Origin of the sequence: uncultured Kocuria sp. (assembly GCF_947500125.1) — a bacterium.
GTDB lineage: Bacteria > Actinomycetota > Actinomycetes > Actinomycetales > Micrococcaceae > Kocuria.
Genome location: NZ_CANMRA010000008.1, coordinates 77,589 through 94,536 on the forward strand (window position 1 = coordinate 77,589; position 16,948 = coordinate 94,536).

Here is a 16,948-nt window from a genome sequence, read left to right on the forward strand (position 1 = left end):
CCCTGCACGACGCCGGACCGGAAGATCGAGGCGGTGGTTCCGGCCCTCGTGGCAAAGCTGCCGGAGGACCGGGGCCGTCGCTGAGGCGGCTCCCCGGCGGCGGATCTCTCGCCGGGGAGTCAGATCTTGAGGTGCACCAGGCTCGGTCCCTGCACGGCGAGCGCCTCGACGACCTTCTCGGCGAGGTCCTCCCGGGTGGCCTCGAGCCCGACCGCCCCGAAGGCCTCCGCGAGCGCCGGCCAGTCCGGCTGCCGCAGGTCCACGGCGAGCGGGTCGATGTCCCGGTCGGTCATGTTCTGCCTGATCTCGCCGTAGCCGCCGTTGTCCACGCACACGATCGGGAGGTCCACGCCGAGCTCCACGGCGGTCATCAGCTCCTGGATCGAGAACATCAGGGCGCCGTCGCCCACGAGGCACAGCACGGGACGGTGCGGAGCGGCGAGCTTCGCCCCGATCGAGGCGGGCAGACCATAGCCGAGGGTCGCGTAGGTCCCCATGTAGAGCAGGGAGTGCGGGAGCTGGGCGCGGAAGAACGTGGTGGAGCCCAGATAGGTGACCTGGGAGGAGTCGCCGCCGATGATCGTGTCCTCCGGCACCACGGACATGATCGTCTCGTTGAGTGCCGCGAGCTCCGGCGCGGTGCGGCGCCCCTCGTCGTCGAGCCGGGCGAAGACCTCGGTGAGGTCGCGCGGGGGACGCGGATCCAGGGGGCCGATCGCCTCGAGGAGCTGCGGGACCACGGCCGCGGAGTGGCCGGGGAGCTCGATGTCCGGGTCGAGGTTGCACAGCATCTGGTCGCGCATGATGTCCACGCGCAGGACCGGGCCCCGGGGCGTGATGTCCCCGCCCCACAGCTCGGCCTCGCCCACCTTCGAGCCGATCACCAGCAGGGCGTCGGCGGAGCGCAGGAACTCGTGCGCGGTGGACAGCCGCAGGTCGGCGCCCAGGGAGAGCCGGTGCCGCTCGGGGATCGCGCCCTTGCCGTTGGTCGTGGTGATGACCGGCGCCTCGAGCAGCTCGGCGAGCTCGAGCAGCCGTCCGCCGGCGGCCAGCGAGCCCCCGCCGGCCAGGATGACGGGGCGCTCGGCGGCGCGCAGCACCTCGGCGGCGCGGCGCACGTCGTCGACCGGGGCCGGCTGCGGGGCGCCGAGCGGGCGCGGCGCCACCTGGCGGTCGGTGTAGTCGAGCTCCGCCTCCAGCACGTCCAGCGGGATCTCGATGTGCACCGGGCGCGGACGGGAGTGGGCGAAGTCCCGGAAGGCGTCGTGGACCATGGTCACGGCCTCGGCCCCGCTGGTCACCCGCCGGCTGCGGCCGACGATCGCGTCCACGGCGGCGGACGGGTTCTTCGTCTCGTGCAGCGAGCCGATGTCCCGGAAGTCGTGGCCCACCGGGCGGCCCGGGGAGAGCAGGATCATGGGCCGGGACTCGGCGTAGGCCGTGGCCGCCCCGGACAGCGAGTTGAGCAGGCCCGGCCCGGACGTGGTGATGACGACCCCCGGCAGCCCGGAGACCTGGCTCCACCCGTCGGCGCCGTACGCGGCGCCCTGCTCGTGGCGCGTGGTCACGGCACGGATGCCCAGCTCCCGCAGCGGCCGGTAGAACTCGAGCGAGTGGGTCCCGGGAATGCCGAAGACGGTGTCGACGCCGTAGCCCCGGAGCGTCTCGAGCACGGCACGGGCGGTGGTCCTGCGGGCGGTCATGAGCGGTCCTCCAAGGGGGCGGGGTGAGCGGGTCGGGTCGAGCGGGGCAGTGCGTGGAGCGGGGCGGGCGGAGCAGGCCGGGCGGTGCGGCGGATCAGCCCTGGACGTAGAGCAGGCGCTTATTGACGAACTCGTCCATGCCCAGCGGTCCGAGCTCCCGGCCGTAGCCGGAGCGCTTGACCCCGCCGAAGGGCATCTCGGCGCCCTCGGCCTCGGCGGCGTTGACGGCGGCCATGCCCGCGTCCAAGCCCTCGGCGACCCGGCGGGCCCGGTCGGGGTCCGTGCTGAAGACGGCCCCGCCCAGGCCGTAGGGCGTGTCGTTGGCCAGGGCGAGGGCCTCCGCGTCGTCGGCCACCCGGTAGACCACGGCGACGGGGCCGAAGAGCTCCTCCCGGTGGGCGGCCATGGCCGGGGTGATCCCGGTGAGCACGGCCGGGGCCAGGTACGCGCCCGGGCCCTCGAGCAGGCGTCCGCCGGCGTGCAGGGTCGCCCCGGCGTCCACGGCCTCCTGGATCTGGCGGGCCAGCCCCTCGGCCGCGGCCCGGGAGGACAGCGGGGCGAAGGTCCCGGGGGCGCCGGCGGCCGGGTCGCCCGGGGTCAGGGACTCGGCCTGGCGGGTCAGCTCGGCCACGAACTCGTCGTAGATGTCGTCCATGACGATCATCCGCTTGTTGGAGTTGCACGCCTGGCCGGTGTTGCCCATGCGGGTGGCGAAGGCCGCACGGGCGGACTCGCCCACGTCGGCGGTGTCCAGCACCACGTAGGGGTCGGAGCCGCCGAGCTCCAGGACGACCTTCTTGAGGTTGCGCCCGGCGATCTCGGCGACCTTCGCCCCGGCCCGCTCGGACCCGGTCAGGGACACTCCCTGGACCCGCGGGTCGGCGATGATGTCCGCGACCTGGTCGTGGCTCGCGAAGAGATTGACGTATCCGCCGGCCGGCACCCCGGCGTCGGCCATGAGCTGCTGGAGGGCCAGGGCCGCCCGGGGGCAGCTCTCGGCGTGCTTGAGCACGATCGTGTTGCCGAGCACCAGGTTGGGGGCGACGAAGCGGGCCACCTGGTAGTAGGGGTAGTTCCACGGCATGATCCCCAGCAGCACCCCCACGGGGCGCTTCTGGATCACCGCCCGGCCTCCGCCGGAGGCCGTGATGGGCTGGTCGGCGGCCAGTGCCGGGCCCTGGTCGGCGAAGTAGCCGAAGATCTCGGCGCAGAACTCGACCTCCTCCCGGGCCTCGGCGAGCGGCTTGCCCATCTCCTCGGTGATGATCGCGGCCAGCTCCTCGACCCGTTCGGCGAACAGCGCCCCGACGCGGGCGGCGACGGCCGCCCGCTCCGCGATCGGCCGGGACCGCCACTCGCGGAAGGCGGCGTCGGCGCCGGCGAGGGCCTCCTGGACCTCGGCGTCGGTGGCGGTCGGGTGCTCGGCCAGGACCCGGCCCGTGGCCGGGTCGACGGACCGGTAGGAGGACGGGGTGCTGGTGCGGGAATCAGGGGTCATGGCGGGGTCTCCTCGTCGGGGATCGGAAGTCGTCGGGGTGGGTGGTGTGGGCGGTGCGGGTGGCGTCGTGGCGCCCGGGGCGGGGTTCACAGCTGCATCGCCACCGCCCGGACGGGGGAGCCGTCCAGGCCGCGCAGGCGCAGCGGCAGTGCGCTCAGCACCGGGTCCGGCCAGGTGACGGCGCGCAGGTTCGTCAGGTTCTCGATGATCGCTCCGCCCGCTCCCAGGACCGTCGCGTGCACGGGCAGCTCGAGCGGGCCGGCCGAGGAGGCGTCCGGGGTGCGGTCGGGGTTGAGGGTGTCCGTGCCGAGCACGCGCACGCCCGCGGACAGCAGGCGCTCGGCGATCTCCACGTCCAGCACCGGGTGCTCCAGGTAGCGCGGCGTGCCGAAGTGCCGGGACCAGTCGGTGCGGAACAGCACGATCGTGCCGGCGGGGACGTCCTCCAGCTGAGCGCGGACGTCGTCCCAGCGGATCACGTCGTGCTCCCGGAGATCCGGCACGTGCACCACGCGGCCCGGGCCCACGAGCCGGGAGAGGTCGAGCTCGTCCACGGGCGAGCCCCCGTCCACGGTGTGCAGGGGCGCGTCCACGTGCGTCCCGCTGTGCGTGCCCAGGTGCAGCTCGGCCACCTGGAAGCCGTCCCGCGGGACGGACGCCGCGAGCCGGGAGGCCACGGGCGGGTCCCCCGGGAAGACCTGCATGCCGGTCTCCACGGGATGGCTCAGGTCAACGAGGAGCATCGGCGGTCTCCTCCGGACGGCAGGTCCCGCCCACCGTGCCGGCCCCGAGGCTCCCGTCCGGTGCGGCGGTCCCCTCCGCGGCACCGGGCGCGGGCGCCGCACCGGACTCGTCCACCGCGCCGGAGAGGTGGCGCTGCACCGGGCGGCCTGCCACGATGCTCCCGGCCACGAGGGCCCAGACCAGGTAGAGGGCGGCGGAGACGACGAACGTGGGGATCGTGGCACCCACCGGGCTCGGCAGCACGTAGGTGAGCACGAGGGAAGTGGCCGCGCCGACGACCCAGACCACCACGGCGGCGGGATTGACCCCGCCGCGGTACCAGTACCGGCCACCGCGTCCGCGCAGGATGTCGGCTGCGTAGGCGCCGCGCTGGACCACGTAGTAGTCCACCAGCATGATCGCGAAGACGGGGATGAACAGCGAGCCGATCAGGACCAGGAAGCCGGTGAACTGGTCCAGCAGGCCCAGCCAGGTGGACCCGAGGATCGAGACGGCTCCCAGCACGAGCGCCGTGGGCAGGAACCGCACCCGGCGCGAGGGCGCGAGGTTCACCACCGAGGAGACCATGCCGTAGACGACCATGGTGTTGGTGGCCATGACCGACAGGAAGATGACCACTGCCAGGGGCGCGCCGAAGGCGGCGACGAGCACCGTCGGATCGAATCCGACCGCCTCCCCGCCGTCGAGCACCACGTAGGCGATCGCGGTCGCCCCGAGGCTCATGGCGGCGACCGTGGACAGGACGTAGCCTGTGCCGGAGCCGATCATGCCCGCGGACTGGCTCCGGGCGAGGCGGTTGAACTCGGCGGAGAGCACCGTCCAGGAGATGGCCGTGGCGATGACGACGTCGAGGACCGTGATGGAGGACCAGCCCGCCCCGGCGTCCACGGGCAGGGCGGCGAAGTCGGCCGGCGGGTAGGAGGTGAAGGCCACGGTGAAGACCCAGGCCATGATCCCCAGGATCACCACCGCCAGCCACGGCTCGACCCGGGCGATGCCCTCGTGGCCGAAGACGGCCAGGGTCACGACCAGCGTCTGGCAGAGCACGGAGAACAGCACCGGGTTGGAGTAGCCGGTCGCCTGCTCCACCAGGAAGTTCACGGTGACACCGGCGAGCATGGCCTGCACCCAGCTCCAGCCCATGAGGATGACCACGTTCGCGGCCACCGGGAGGAAGGAGCCGCGCAGCCCGAAGGAGCCCTTGGTCAGGGACATGGTGGGGAGGCCGGTGCGCGTGCCCATGTTCCCCACGAGCACCAGCACCGTCCCGCCGATCAGCGTGCCCAGGACGATCATGCCCAGGGCGGTGGGCCAGGACACCCCGGGCACGAACAGCGTCCCCGTCAGCAGGGTGGTCACCACGAGGTTCGCCGCGAGCCAGATCATCCCGATCCGGCCGGCCCCCAGGGTGCCCCGCAGCGGGCCGTAGCCCTCGGAGTTCTCGTCCAGGTGGTCCGAGAGCCGGGACCAGAGGGACCTGTGCCCGTCGGTGGTGGGGTGTGGTGTGCTCATGTGCTTGCCTCCATGCTCGGCGGGACGGGAGAAAGGTGTTCGTGGACGGCGGTGACGGAACCGTCAGCGGTCCGGTGGAAGACGATGGTCTCGCGCTCGGTCGTGGTCTCTGCCACGTCGTCGGTCTCCGTGGTGGTGCGGACGTCGTGGACGAACACCGCGGCGTCCCCGCACAGGTGTACGACGGCGTCGGTGCTCACGCAGGAGAGCACGCGCCAGCCCTCCGCGAGCCATCCCCGCCAGAGCCGCTCGTAGCTGTCCCGGTCCGCCAGGCGGTCCGGCTCGCTGTGGAAGACGAAGTCGGCGTCCGGGGAGAAGGCATCGAAATAGGCCTGCGTGTCGGTGGCGGCGAACGCTGCGACCAGAGCGGCGGCTGCCCGTTCCACCTCCTCGCGACTCAGGGGCGCGGATGTCCCCTGCGGTGCGGCGTCCGCTCCGCAGGTGCCGGTCGCCCCGCTCACGGGCGGGCCTCGGTGCGGTCGGCGCCGGCCGGGTGCGAGCCCGCGAGGCGCTCGTTCCACTGCCGCAGCACCCCGGCGTGCGTGGGGCGGGACAGCAGCGAGACGACCACGTAGACCAGGACGGAGCTGGCCAGGCCCAGGTAGATGGGGGCGTTGGCCAGCACGCCGAAGACCGCCATGGACGCCACGGTCACCACGGAGCCGACGAGCATGGACAGGGCCGCGCCGAGGCTCGTGCCCCGCCGCCACACGAGTCCGCCCAGGATCGCGACGAGCAGACCGCCCACGAGGATGTCGTAGGCGATGGTCAGGGCGGTGACGGTGTCCGAGACGAAGATCGAGATCACGGTGATCACCACGCCGAAGACGAGCACGTAGACCCGGTCCCCGCGCAGCGCCTCGGCGGTGCCCTCGGGGGCGGCGGCCGCGTGCCGGGAGAAGAGCGACCTCAGGGTCGGCACGACGTCGACCCTAGCCACCGTGGCCGAGGCGATGAGCGCGCCCGAGGCCGTGGACATCATGGCGGCGACGCCGGCGGCGAGCACCACCCCGCCGAGCCCGGCCGGGACGTACTGCTGGGCCATCGTGGCGAACGCGTCGTCCGGGGAGGAGAGCTCCGGGGCCACGGCGGCGGCCGTCATCCCGATGACCGCCCCGGCCACGCCGTAGAGCGCCACGTAGGCCGCGGAGGCGAGCCCGCCCCAGCGGGCGACCTGCGGGGAGCGCGCGGTGAAGACGCGCTGCCAGATGTCCTGGCCGATCAGCATGCCGAACCCGTAGACCACGAACTGGGTGATGATCGCCTGCGTGCCCATGCCGTCCCAGGTGAAGAACGTGGCGTCCAGCCGGTCCTCGAGCCCGCTCCAGCCGCCCGCGGCGGAGAGGGAGAACGGCAGCAGGATCAGGAACAGCCCGATGGTCATGAACACGAACTGCATCATGTCGGTGAGCGTGATCGACCACATCCCGCCGAGCACGGAGTAGGCCACGACCACCACGCCGCCGAGCAGGATCGCCCAGGCGCGGTCGAGCGGGAACAGGACGGCGAAGATGGCGGCGTACGCGGACGTGGACGTCACGGAGAGCATCACGGTGTAGGCCAGCATCACGAACGAGGACGCCTTGGCCCCGCCGCGCTCGCCGTAGCGCAGCTGCAGCATCTGGGAGACGGTGAACACCTTGAGGGACTGGATCCGGCCCGCGAAGAACAGGCTCAGCGCGGCCAGGCCCGTGGCGATCGCCACGACCAGCCACATCCCGGAGATGCCGTAGGTGTAGCCGAGGCCCACCCCGCCCACGGTGGAGGCGCCGCCGAGGACCACGGCGGCCATCGTCCCGGTGTAGAAGCCCGGGCCCAGGCGGCGGCCGGCCACCCGGTAGTCCTCGGCGTTGTGCGCCCGGCGGCTGGCCCAGAGCCCGACCGCCACCATGGCGACCAGGTACAGCACGATGATCAGCACGTTCATGGATGTCACTGCTTCCTCGGGGCGCGGGCGCCCACGGGGTCGATCGGGGGAGTTCCTCGCCGCAGGTTGCCCGACAAGAAACAAAAGTTGTCCCACATAGTATGATGCAGATCATGTTTTGGGAACGGGTCCGGGTCGTGACGGTCGGGTAAACCGTCCCGGAGAAGGAGGCGTCGTCGTGAAAGCACTGCCCATCGAGAGCTCCGGTCAATCCGCCGCCGTGGGCTCGCGGCTGCGCAACCACCGGCGGCGCAGCCACATGACCATCGACCAGCTCGCCTCCGCGGCGGGTCTCACCAAGGGCTTCGTCAGCCGGGTCGAACGGGACATCACCTCCCCGTCCGTGGACTCCCTGGTGCGGATGTGCCAGGTGCTGCGGATCGACGTGGGCGAGCTCTTCGCCGGACCCACCGACGTGGAGCTGGTCCGGCTCGAGGACGCCCCGCACGTGGATCTCGGCGGCAAGGGGATCGAGGAGCAGCTCGTCACGCCGACGGCCCAGCGCGCGGTCCAGGTCATCCGGGCCCGCGTGGCCGCCGGCGGCCGGGGCGAGGACGCGATGTACAGCATGGACTGCGAGACCGAGGTGCTGCACCTGATCAGCGGCCGGTTCCGGCTCCACGTCCCGGACCGCACCTATGACCTGGAGGCGGGGGACACCGTCACGTTCCCCGGCTCCGAGCCGCACACCTGGGAGAACCCCGGCACCGAGGAGGCCGTGCTGCTGTGGATCCTCGGCTCCTGAGCTCCCCGCCCGTCCCGTCCACCACCCCCGTCAGCACCCCCTGCAGCACCCAACGAGAGGACCGCACGCCATGAACCCCGAGCGCATCACCGGCTCCACCCCGGACGGCACCCCCGTCCTCGGACCCGTCAACGCCGCCCTGACCCCGCGCTGGGCCGGGCTGGGCACGTTCGCCCGCCTGCCGCGCACGGACGAGGTCGAGCACACGGACATCGCCGTGGTGGGCGTGCCGTTCGACTCCGGTGTCTCCTACCGGCCCGGCGCCCGGTTCGGGGCCAACCACGTCCGGGAGTCCTCGCGCCTGCTGCGCCCCTACAACCCCGCGCAGAACGTCTCCCCGTTCGCCGGGGTGCAGGTCGCCGACGCCGGGGACATCGTGGCCAATCCCTTCGACATCCCCGAGGCGATCGCCTCCATCGAGGCCCAGGCCAAGGAGCTCATGGGCGAGGACACCCGGCTCGTGGCGATCGGCGGCGACCACACCATCGCCCTGCCGCTGCTGCGCGCCGCGCACGCGCGCCACGGCAAGGTCGCCCTGCTGCACTTCGACGCCCACCTGGACACCTGGGACACCTACTTCGGCGCCGAGTACACCCACGGCACCCCCTTCCGCCGCGCGTTCGAGGAGGGTCTGCTCGACACGGACGCCGTGTGCCACGTCGGCACCCGCGGGCCGCTCTACGGCACCGAGGACCTCGACGACGACGCCCGCTTCGGCTTCGGCATCGTCTCCTCCGCCGACGTCATGCGGCTGGGGGTGGACGCCGTCGTCGCGCACCTGCGGGAGCGCGTCGGCGACCGCCCGCTCTACGTGTCCCTGGACATCGACGTCCTGGACCCGGCCCACGCCCCCGGCACCGGGACCCCGGAGGCCGGCGGCATGACCAGCCGTGAGGTGCTCGAGATCCTGCGCGGGCTGCGGGGGACGGCCGTGGTCGGCTGCGACGTGGTCGAGGTCGCCCCGGCCTACGACCACGCCGAGATCACCGGGGTGGCCGCCGCGCACGTGGCCTACGAGCTCATCAGCCTCCTCGCGCTGGGCCCCGGCGCGGCGCCGGACGGCCCCGCCTACGGTCTCGCCGGGCACGTCTACGGGGACGCCGTCCCGGAACCGGCCCAGGACCCGGCACAGGACCCGGCGCAGGACCCGGCGCAGGACCCCTCGGCCAGCTCGGGGGAGGAGCGGTGACCGGGGGCGCGGCCGTGACCCCCCGGCCCGATCACACCTCGCTGTTCGCCCACCGCTCCGAGGAGTTCCGGCCCTCCCCGGTCCGCGCCGTGTTCGAGATCGCGATGCGCCCCGGGATCATCTCCCTGGCCGGCGGCAACCCGGACATGAGCGTGCTCCCGCACGACGTCGTGGCCGCGATGACGGCGCGGATCCTGACCGAGCGCGGGCCCGAGGTGCTGCAGTACGGCTCCGGGGCCGGCATCGAGCGCCTGCCCGGCCTGGTCGTCGAGCTCATGCGCCTGCAGGGCGCGGAGACCACGCCCGACACGATCCAGATCACCGCCGGCTCCCAGGCGGGTCTCGACCTCGTGACCAAGCTGTTCTGCGACCCGGGCGACGTGGTCGTGGCGGAAGGACCCACCTACGTGGGGGCCCTCGGCGTGTTCGGCAGCTACGAGGTCGAGGTCGCGCACGTGGACGTCGACGACGACGGGCTGGACCCCGATGCGGTCGCCGAGCGGATCGACGGGCTGCGGGCCGCCGGCCGGCGGGTGAAGTTCGTCTACACCATCCCGAACTTCCACAACCCCACCGGGGTGACCCTCACCGAGGAACGGCGCCGCCGGCTCGTGGAGGTCTGCGCCGAGCGCGGCGTGCTCATCCTCGAGGACGACCCGTACGCGCTGCTCGGCTTCGACCGCGCCCACCGGCTCCCGTCCCTGTACTCGCTGGACCCCGGCACCGTGATCCACCTGGGCAGCTTCTCCAAGATCTTCTCGCCGGGGCTGCGGGTGGGATGGATCGCCGCGGTGCCGGCGGTGCGGGCGCGGCTGCAGATCGCGGCCGAGGCTGTGACCATCCACCCGTCCGTGCTCGGCCAGGAGCTCGCCGCCGAGTACGTGGCCAGCGAGCACTGGCGGCCCGCCCTCGACCGGGCGGTGGATCTCTACCGCTCCCGCTGCGCCGCCATGATGGCCGCCCTCGAGGAGTTCATGCCGGGGGGGTGCGCTGGACGCGACCGGCCGGCGGCTTCTTCACGTGGCTGGACCTCGACCCGGCCCTCGACCACGGGGACCTCCTGGGCCGGGCCATCGGGCACGGCGTGGTGCTCGTGCCCGGCGGTGCCTGCTACGCGGACGGGCGCGCCTCCACGAGCCTGCGCCTGGCCTACTCCGCGGCCTCGGAGGAGGACATCACCGAGGGGGTCCGGCGGGTGGGGGAGATGCTGCGGGGCTGAGCGGCGGAACGGCCGAGCGGCCGAGCCGCGGTGCCGCCTCCGGGGCGGCCCGTCCCCGGAGGGTGCCTCTCTCCCACCCCCTGGGGTGCACCGTTCCGCCGCTGTTGCGGTGCCCTCGCCAGGGGCGATACTGACCACATGAGCGAGGAGAGGGCAGGCCGGGCCGGGGGCCTGCGGTCCAGCGCCCGCGGGAACGGGCCGCACTTCGTCCTGCTGCACCCCGGCGGCACGGACTCCCGGGCCCTGGACCCAGTGGTGGCGGAACTGACCGACCGGTACCGGGTGATCACGCCGGATCAGCGCGGGCACGGCCGCACCCCCGACCGGGAAGGCCCGCTCTCCTACACGGCGATGGCCGAGGACACGATCGCCTTCCTCGGCGCCGAGGCCGAGACTCCGGTGCACCTGCTGGGCTACAGCGACGGGGCCGTCATCGCCCTCACCGTGGCGCTGCGACGACCCGATCTGGTCCGGGACCTGGTGGTCGCGGCAGGGGTGTACCACCACGACGGCTGGGAGCCCGGAGTCCTGCAGGACGAGGCCGAGGCGCCGGACTTCATGGCCGACGCCTACGCGGAGGTCTCGCCCGACGGGCGCGAGCACTACGGTCAGGTCGTGGCGAAGCTGCGGCAGCTGCACGCGGCGGAACCGGCCTGCACGGACGCGGATCTGGCAGGCCTCGACCTCCCCGTGCTCGTGCTCGTCGGGGACGACGACGAGGTCCGGCTCGAGCACGCCGTGGCCCTGTACCGCGCCCTGCCGCACGGGGAGCTGGCCGTGGTCCCGCACGCCTCCCACGGCGTGCTCGTCGAGAAGCCGCAGCTGTGCGCGCGGTTGATCACGGACTTCCACGCCGCCGACAAGCCGGCCACGCTCGCCCCGAGACGGCGCCGCCCGGGAAGCTGACGGTGCCGTCGTCCAGCGGTGCCGTCGTCGGGCGCCGCCGTGGTCAGCCGGGGAGGCGGTTGCCGGTGGTGACCGGGGCGAGATGGCCGTGGACGAAGGCGTCGGCGCCGAGTTCCTCGACTACGTCGGCCTCGATCGGCAACCCGGTGCCCTCGGGGCCGGGTGGAGGTCCTCGGGGCGGATCCCGACCGTGCACTTCTCGGAGGTCGGAGCCGTCCCGGTCGACGAGGAGCTGGTCGTCACTACCGCCTGGGGCGGGGTCCAGGCCGCGCACCTGCTCCTGGCCCTGCTGCGCGGGGAGACTCCCGACCCGGCCAGAAACTGCCCACCCGCGTCGTCGTGCGCAGCACCACCGCCGCAGCCCGCGCCGAACGGCGCGGCCCCGCGCGCCCCGCCACGGACGGCACAGCGCGCTGGGCGGAGTCTGAGCCCCCCGGTTCGCCGTGCCCGCGGCCGATTCCCCGGCGGTGAGATCGGCGACCTGGCCGGGCCCCTCGGTCAGGTCGCCGATCGCCGGATGACTATGCTCGGGGGACGACGTCGAACCGCTCCCCGGAGCGGTCCCCGTCGCCAGGAGACCCGGCGCCCCCGTGGGAGGAGGCGGTGTGCAGAAGCTCATCGTAGGAGTGCTGGCCGATCCCGGCCTGCCGGAGAAGGTGGCCCGCAGAGTGGCCGAGAACCTGCCGCGAGCACTGTCGGAGCACACCGGACCGGACGTGTCCTGGGCGGTGGAGGTCAGCCGCGAGACCCTGCCCCTGACGGCCGACGGGGACATCCCGCTGCTGGACAAGGCCGGCGGGCTGCGCGCCGAGCACGGATGGGACTACGTGGTGTACCTGACGGACCTGCCGCGGGCCCACCAGGGGGACCCGCTGCTGTGCGAGGTCGGTGCTGCGGCCGCCGCCGCACTGGTCTCGCTGCCGGCCCTGGGCGCCGACCACTTCTCGCGCAAGGCCTGCGGACTGCTCGTCGCACTGGTCGGCGCGCTCCGGGACGGCGTCGAGGGCCACATATCCACGGCCGCGGTGCACGAGGCCCTGGGGCGGAGAGCGGTCCGCCGGGTGTCCCCGGCGGGGGACGGGGACGTCTCCTACCTCGTGCTGCCCGGACGGATGAACCAGGTGCGCCTGCTGACCGGCATGGTGCTGAGCAACCGCCCCGGGCGCCTGCTGCCGGCCCTGGCCAGCTGCGTGGCCGCCGCTGCGGCCACCGGCGCCTTCGGCATCTTCTACGCCTCCATCTGGAGCATGTCCGACGCCCTGTCCCCGGCCCGGCTGGCCATGATCAGCGTGGTGGTCACCGGGGCGCTCAGCGGGTGGCTGATCTTCCACAACGGCCTGTGGAACCGCTCCCCGCAGGACGACGAGCCCTGGCGGGCCGGCTCGGACAACGCCTCCACCGTCATCACCGTGTGGCTGAGCGTGGCCTTGATGTACGTGCTCCTGTGGACGATGCTCTTCCTCGTGGGGCTCGCGGTGATCGAGGCCGGCTACCTCGAGTCCCAGCTGGGCCACCCCGTGACCCTGCTCGACTACCTGGACCTCTCCTGGCTGGCCGCGTCCCTGGGCACCCTGGCCGGCGCCCTGGGCTCGAACTTCGACAGCGACGAGGCCATCCGCGAGGCCACCTACAGCCGGCGGGAGCACCAGCGGCGCCAGCTCGCCGACAGCTACGACGACTGAGGGCGGTGCCGCCGGCGGCCGGCCGGTTCAGCCCTGCAGCCGCCGTGTCCGTCCGTGCCGTGGCGCCGTCCTGGGACCCTGACTCAGGCCAGCAGGGCCTCGGCGGCGCGGCGCCCGGAGCGCAGGGCGCCCTGGGTCGAGCCGTTGGTGCGGTGGTCGCCGCACACGTACAGGCCGTCGCCGAGGGCGGCGGGCCGGTCCGCCACGAGCCCGGGCGGCTGCTCCGGCAGCGCCCGGCGCACCTCGTGCACGGTCAGCAGGTCCCAGGCGGCGGCGTCGGCGGACCAGATCGTGCCCAGCTGCCGGCGGACGTCGGCCTCGGCCGGGAGCGCGGCGCCTCGCGGCAGGAGGGCGGTCGCCTGGATCAGCGCCCGGCCGTCCGGGGCGTAGCTGGGGGCGGCGTTGCTGACCACGGCCGTGTCGATCAGCGGGCCGACGGACTCGCCCGGCAGGACCAGGCACCGGAGCTCCGAGGGCGCGGACTCCGCCGCGAACCACCAGGTCGCCTCGCCCTTCATAGGGGCGTCCGGCAGGTCCAGGAGCTGGGCGGCCGCCGGGCCCTCGGTGGCCACGACCACGGACGGCGCCCGCCAGACGGCGTCGCCGGCGCCCACGGTCCACCCGTTGCCGGTGCGCTCCAGCGAGTCCACGCGGGTGCCGAGGACGGCCGGGGCCCGGAGCCCGTCGTGGATCCAGGCCGGCAGCGCCTCCATGCCGCCGGCCGGCAGGCCGGGCGTGCCGAGCAGGAACCAGCCGACGAGCTCGCGCACGAAGGCGGCCGAGGTGCGGCCCTCGTCCTCGAGGATCACGCCGGCCAGGAACGGCTCGAGCACCAGGTCCCGCAGCGGTCCCTGCACCCCGGCCGCGTCGAGCGACTCGTGCCAGGGGCGGTCCCGCTCCTGCTGCCGCCGCGCGCGGGGGTCCAGTCCCGGGGCGAGCCAGGCCGCCAGGGCGGGCAGCCGGCGCAGCTCCACGAGCGGGCTGCGCAGCGTTCCCGTGAGCCGGGACGGGACCCGCCGGGGATCGGCGAGGACGTCGATGCCGTCGCCGCGGCGGACGCCGGCCGCGGCGTCGAACTTCTGGATTCCCAGCGCGGTGACCTCCACGCTGCGCCGCAGCTCGGTGTAGGCGGGGTTGAGCACCTGGAAGCCGCGGTCGCACCGGAAGCCGTCGACCGTGTCGGTGCGGATCCTGCCCCCGACCCCGTCGGAGGCCTCCAGGACCACGACGTCCAGCCCGTGCCGCTCGAGCAGGTGGGCGCACTGCAGGCCGGCGAGTCCGGCGCCGACGACGACGACATCGTGGTCCACGGGAACCTCCTAGCGGATGGGGACGGCCGCGGCGGGATCGAGCTCCGCGGCCGGTGCCGCGGCCCGGGCGGGGATCGTGAACAGCGCCGACTCTACGGTCAGGCCCGGCCCGAACGCCAGGGCGCAGACGGTGCGGGTCTCGTCCGCGGGGGCCTCGTCGATCACCTGGCGCAGGACGTGCAGCACGGTCACGCTGCTCATGTTGCCCCGTGTCGCGAGGACGTCCCGGGACTCCCGCAGCGCCTCGGGCGGCAGCCCCAGGGTGTGCTCGAGCTTGTCGAGGATGCCCCGGCCGCCCGGATGCAGGGCCCAGTCGGTGATGCTGTCCCGGTCCACGGCACCCCCGGGACCGTCGAGCAGGGCCTCCAGCGCGGTGTGGATGTTGTCCTCGAGGACCTGGGGCACGGCGGCGCCGAGGATCATCTCGAATCCGGCGTCGCCGATGGTCCAGGCCATGGCCTCCTCGCCGTCGGGGATCACGAGGGTGCGGAAGCGGTCGAGCTCGAGCAGGGGGGTGACTCCCTCGGGGATCCTCGCGCTGACCACGGCCGCCGCCGCGCCGTCGGCGAACAGGGCGGCCCCCCGGATGGCGTCCGCGTCCCGGGCCGGGCGCAGGTGCAGCGTGCACAGCTCCACGGCGACGAGCAGGACGACGGCGTCCGGGTCCGCCGTGGCGATGGACGCGGCCTGGCGCAGACCGATGAGCCCGCCGTGGCAGCCCATGAAGCCGATGTGCGCGCGGCGGACGGCCGGGTCGAGGCCGAGATCCCGGACCAGGCGGTAGTCGGGGCCGGGGGCGAAGAACCCGGTGCAGGAGACGGTCACCACGTCGGTGACGGACGCCGGGTCGAGCCCGGGGCAGCGCGCGAGGGCGTCCCGTGCGGCCTCGGCGAAGAGGGCGGGGGCCCGCTCCACGTAGGTGCGGTTGCGGACACCGGTCAGGGGCCCCAGGAACCGGCCGTCCGGGGTGATGTAGGGGGATCCGTCGCGGGCGTCGTGCTCGACCAGCTCCGACAGCACCGTGTGCCGGCGATCGACCCCGGAGGCGCCGAACACCGTGCGCAGCAGCCGGGCGTTGAGCCGGTCGGTACCGGGCTGGGCCTGGTAGAGGTCCTGGGCGTCGGTCTGCTCGAGCACGTGCGGCGGGAGGGCCGTGCCGAGGGACAGGAGTGCGGGCGTCATCCCCTCCAGTATCCGTCCTCGGGCCGACAGAGACCACGGAGGGCGCGCGGGGGCCGGGCGGACCCCCCGGAGGGTCCGCCCGGAACGGCCTCAGACGGTGGTGGTCGCGGCGTCGAAGTCCAGCCGCGGCAGCCGGTCGTGGCGCGGGGCGGCAGGAGCGCCGATGTTCACGACCATCAGGGAGCGGCGGGTGGTCCCGGCGTGGAACTCGGCGTCCACGCCGGCGGGGTCGAACCCGCCCATGGGGCCCGCGGCGAGGCCCACGGCGCGCACGGCCAGCACGAAGTACCCGGCCTGCAGGTGGGCGTTGTCCCGGCCCATCCGGGTGCGCAGCTCCTCGTTGCCGGCGAACATCTCCTGCTTGCCGGCGGCGGGCGGGAAGACGACGGGCAGGTGCTCGTGCCAGTCGACGTCGTAGCTGAGCACCGCGACGACGGGCGCGGCGGCGGTCTTCGCCCGGTTGCCCTCGGCCATGTGGGGGAGCAGGCGCTCCCGGGCCTGCGCGGAACGGATCCACGTCACGCGCAGCGGCTGGATGTTCATGGCGGTGGGGCCCATCTTGGCGAGCTCGAAGGCCGCCCGGAGCTGCTCGTCGGCCACGGGCTCGTCGAGGAACTCCGAGGCCGTGCGGGCCTCGCGGAAGAGCAGGTCGGCGGCGAGCGCGTCGAGGGCGAGCTGGTCCTGGGGGGCGTCGGGGGTCATGAGGAGTCCTTCCGGGTCCGGGCGAGCTGTGATGTACACGTCAACAAAAACGGGTGCCGGTCTATGCCGAGGGGGACTGTGCCCTCCGTCACGTCACGGCGCGTCACAGTGGGTACCCTGGCCCCATGTCCCCTCGTCCCCCGCAGCTCCTGCCCGGCGCGGCCCCCCGCGGTGTGCGTTCCGGCGCCGTGACCTCCCGCGCCCGGCGGATGGGCGCCGCCCTGTGCGGGACGGGCGCGCTCCACCTCGTCCGGCCGGCACTCTTCGACGGGCTGATCCCCCGCTCGCTGCCGGGATCGCCCCGCACCTGGACGCTGGGCTCCGGGGTGGCAGAGCTCGGCGTCGGGGCGCTGCTGCTCCACCCCCGCACCCGCCGCGCCGGAGGGTGGGCCGCGGCGGCCCTCCTCGTGGGCGTGTGGCCGGGCAACGTCACCATGGCCTGGCGTGCCCGCCGGGGCTCCCCGGCGCGGCGGGCCGTGGCCCTCGTGCGGCTCCCGCTGCAGGTCCCGATGATCGCCGCAGCGCTGCGCATCGCCCGGACGGGCTGAGCGCTCGCCATCCCGCGGACCCCCACCGGCGGCCGGAGCGCGGGGTACGCATTCGGTCACACACGCACACGCTCCCTACGC

General features: G+C 73.9%; 15 protein-coding genes. 6 read left to right on the forward strand and 9 right to left on the reverse strand.

Translation table 11 applies throughout. The annotated features are described in order from the left end of the window. Positions 1-119: 119 nt before the first annotated feature. From Q0817_RS07565 to Q0817_RS07590, 6 genes are all read right to left on the reverse strand, one after another. The gene (locus Q0817_RS07565) at positions 120-1,703 is read right to left on the reverse strand and encodes a thiamine pyrophosphate-binding protein (protein ID WP_298585548.1); all 1,584 of its coding nucleotides are present in this window, start codon (positions 1,701-1,703) and stop codon (positions 120-122) included. Positions 1,704-1,797: 94 nt separating this feature from the next. Beyond that, the gene (locus Q0817_RS07570) at positions 1,798-3,201 is read right to left on the reverse strand and encodes an NAD-dependent succinate-semialdehyde dehydrogenase (protein WP_298585549.1); all 1,404 of its coding nucleotides are present in this window, start codon (positions 3,199-3,201) and stop codon (positions 1,798-1,800) included. Between the two features lie 86 nt (positions 3,202-3,287). Further along, positions 3,288-3,944: a cyclase family protein gene (locus Q0817_RS07575; protein ID WP_298585550.1), complete on the reverse strand. Its 657-nt coding sequence runs from the start codon at positions 3,942-3,944 to the stop codon at positions 3,288-3,290. Beyond that, a complete protein-coding gene (locus Q0817_RS07580) occupies positions 3,931-5,457 on the reverse strand; it encodes a cytosine permease (protein WP_298585551.1) in 1,527 nt (508 codons plus the stop codon). Before Q0817_RS07580 ends, Q0817_RS07575 begins: the two co-directional genes overlap by 14 nt. Beyond that, the gene (locus Q0817_RS07585) at positions 5,454-5,843 is read right to left on the reverse strand and encodes a nuclear transport factor 2 family protein (protein ID WP_298585552.1); all 390 of its coding nucleotides are present in this window, start codon (positions 5,841-5,843) and stop codon (positions 5,454-5,456) included. The genes Q0817_RS07580 and Q0817_RS07585 overlap by 4 nt, the downstream gene beginning before the upstream one ends. A gap of 71 nt (positions 5,844-5,914) precedes the next feature. Beyond that, positions 5,915-7,384 carry a sodium:solute symporter gene (locus Q0817_RS07590; RefSeq protein WP_298585553.1) on the reverse strand — a complete coding sequence of 490 codons (1,470 nt, stop codon included), beginning with the start codon at positions 7,382-7,384 and terminating at the stop codon, positions 5,915-5,917. Between the two features lie 178 nt (positions 7,385-7,562). On the opposite strand from Q0817_RS07590, the gene Q0817_RS07595 reads away from it, so the two are divergent. The 5 genes from Q0817_RS07595 to Q0817_RS07615 all read left to right on the forward strand — a co-directional run bounded on the left by Q0817_RS07595 (position 7,563) and on the right by Q0817_RS07615 (position 13,125). After that, the gene (locus Q0817_RS07595; protein ID WP_298585554.1) at positions 7,563-8,129 is read left to right on the forward strand and encodes a helix-turn-helix domain-containing protein; all 567 of its coding nucleotides are present in this window, start codon (positions 7,563-7,565) and stop codon (positions 8,127-8,129) included. Positions 8,130-8,199: 70 nt separating this feature from the next. Beyond that, the gene (speB, locus tag Q0817_RS07600; protein ID WP_298585555.1) at positions 8,200-9,318 is read left to right on the forward strand and encodes an agmatinase; all 1,119 of its coding nucleotides are present in this window, start codon (positions 8,200-8,202) and stop codon (positions 9,316-9,318) included. Next, positions 9,315-10,679, forward strand: coding sequence for a PLP-dependent aminotransferase family protein (locus Q0817_RS07605; protein WP_298585556.1), 1,365 nt, complete (start codon positions 9,315-9,317; stop codon positions 10,677-10,679). The genes speB and Q0817_RS07605 overlap by 4 nt, the downstream gene beginning before the upstream one ends. Further along, positions 10,676-11,443 carry an alpha/beta fold hydrolase gene (locus Q0817_RS07610; RefSeq protein WP_298585557.1) on the forward strand — a complete coding sequence of 256 codons (768 nt, stop codon included), beginning with the start codon at positions 10,676-10,678 and terminating at the stop codon, positions 11,441-11,443. Before Q0817_RS07605 ends, Q0817_RS07610 begins: the two co-directional genes overlap by 4 nt. Positions 11,444-12,048: 605 nt before the next feature. Then, a complete protein-coding gene (locus tag Q0817_RS07615) occupies positions 12,049-13,125 on the forward strand; it encodes a hypothetical protein (protein ID WP_298585558.1) in 1,077 nt (358 codons plus the stop codon). 83 nt (positions 13,126-13,208) lie between these two features. Here the strand turns inward: Q0817_RS07615 and Q0817_RS07620 are convergent, their stop codons facing one another. From Q0817_RS07620 to Q0817_RS07630, 3 genes are all read right to left on the reverse strand, one after another. Beyond that, on the reverse strand, positions 13,209-14,435 hold the full coding sequence (locus Q0817_RS07620; RefSeq protein WP_298585559.1) for an NAD(P)/FAD-dependent oxidoreductase: 1,227 nt from the start codon (positions 14,433-14,435) through the stop codon (positions 13,209-13,211). Between the two features lie 9 nt (positions 14,436-14,444). After that, the gene (locus Q0817_RS07625) at positions 14,445-15,617 is read right to left on the reverse strand and encodes a type III polyketide synthase (protein ID WP_298585560.1); all 1,173 of its coding nucleotides are present in this window, start codon (positions 15,615-15,617) and stop codon (positions 14,445-14,447) included. A 90-nt stretch (positions 15,618-15,707) separates the two neighbouring features. Next, on the reverse strand, positions 15,708-16,319 hold the full coding sequence (locus Q0817_RS07630; protein WP_298585561.1) for a malonic semialdehyde reductase: 612 nt from the start codon (positions 16,317-16,319) through the stop codon (positions 15,708-15,710). Positions 16,320-16,444: 125 nt separating this feature from the next. Here Q0817_RS07630 and Q0817_RS07635 point away from each other — a divergent pair, with 125 nt between their 5' ends. After that, positions 16,445-16,867: a hypothetical protein gene (locus Q0817_RS07635; RefSeq protein ID WP_366139862.1), complete on the forward strand. Its 423-nt coding sequence runs from the start codon at positions 16,445-16,447 to the stop codon at positions 16,865-16,867. Positions 16,868-16,948: the final 81 nt, after the last annotated feature.

Bases quoted from the DNA above. Each gene is read 5' to 3' on its own strand.
- Q0817_RS07565 (WP_298585548.1), bottom strand. From the start codon at position 1,703: ATGACCGCCCGCAGGACCACCGCCCGTGCCGTGCTCGAGACGCTCCGG.
- Q0817_RS07570 (WP_298585549.1), bottom strand. From the start codon at position 3,201: ATGACCCCTGATTCCCGCACCAGCACCCCGTCCTCCTACCGGTCCGTC.
- Q0817_RS07575 (WP_298585550.1), bottom strand. From the start codon at position 3,944: ATGCTCCTCGTTGACCTGAGCCATCCCGTGGAGACCGGCATGCAGGTC.
- Q0817_RS07580 (WP_298585551.1), bottom strand. From the start codon at position 5,457: ATGAGCACACCACACCCCACCACCGACGGGCACAGGTCCCTCTGGTCC.
- Q0817_RS07590 (WP_298585553.1), bottom strand. From the start codon at position 7,384: ATGAACGTGCTGATCATCGTGCTGTACCTGGTCGCCATGGTGGCGGTC.
- speB (WP_298585555.1), top strand. From the start codon at position 8,200: ATGAACCCCGAGCGCATCACCGGCTCCACCCCGGACGGCACCCCCGTC.
- Q0817_RS07610 (WP_298585557.1), top strand. From the start codon at position 10,676: ATGAGCGAGGAGAGGGCAGGCCGGGCCGGGGGCCTGCGGTCCAGCGCC.
- Q0817_RS07625 (WP_298585560.1), bottom strand. From the start codon at position 15,617: ATGACGCCCGCACTCCTGTCCCTCGGCACGGCCCTCCCGCCGCACGTG.
- Q0817_RS07630 (WP_298585561.1), bottom strand. From the start codon at position 16,319: ATGACCCCCGACGCCCCCCAGGACCAGCTCGCCCTCGACGCGCTCGCC.
- Q0817_RS07635 (WP_366139862.1), top strand. From the start codon at position 16,445: ATGTCCCCTCGTCCCCCGCAGCTCCTGCCCGGCGCGGCCCCCCGCGGT.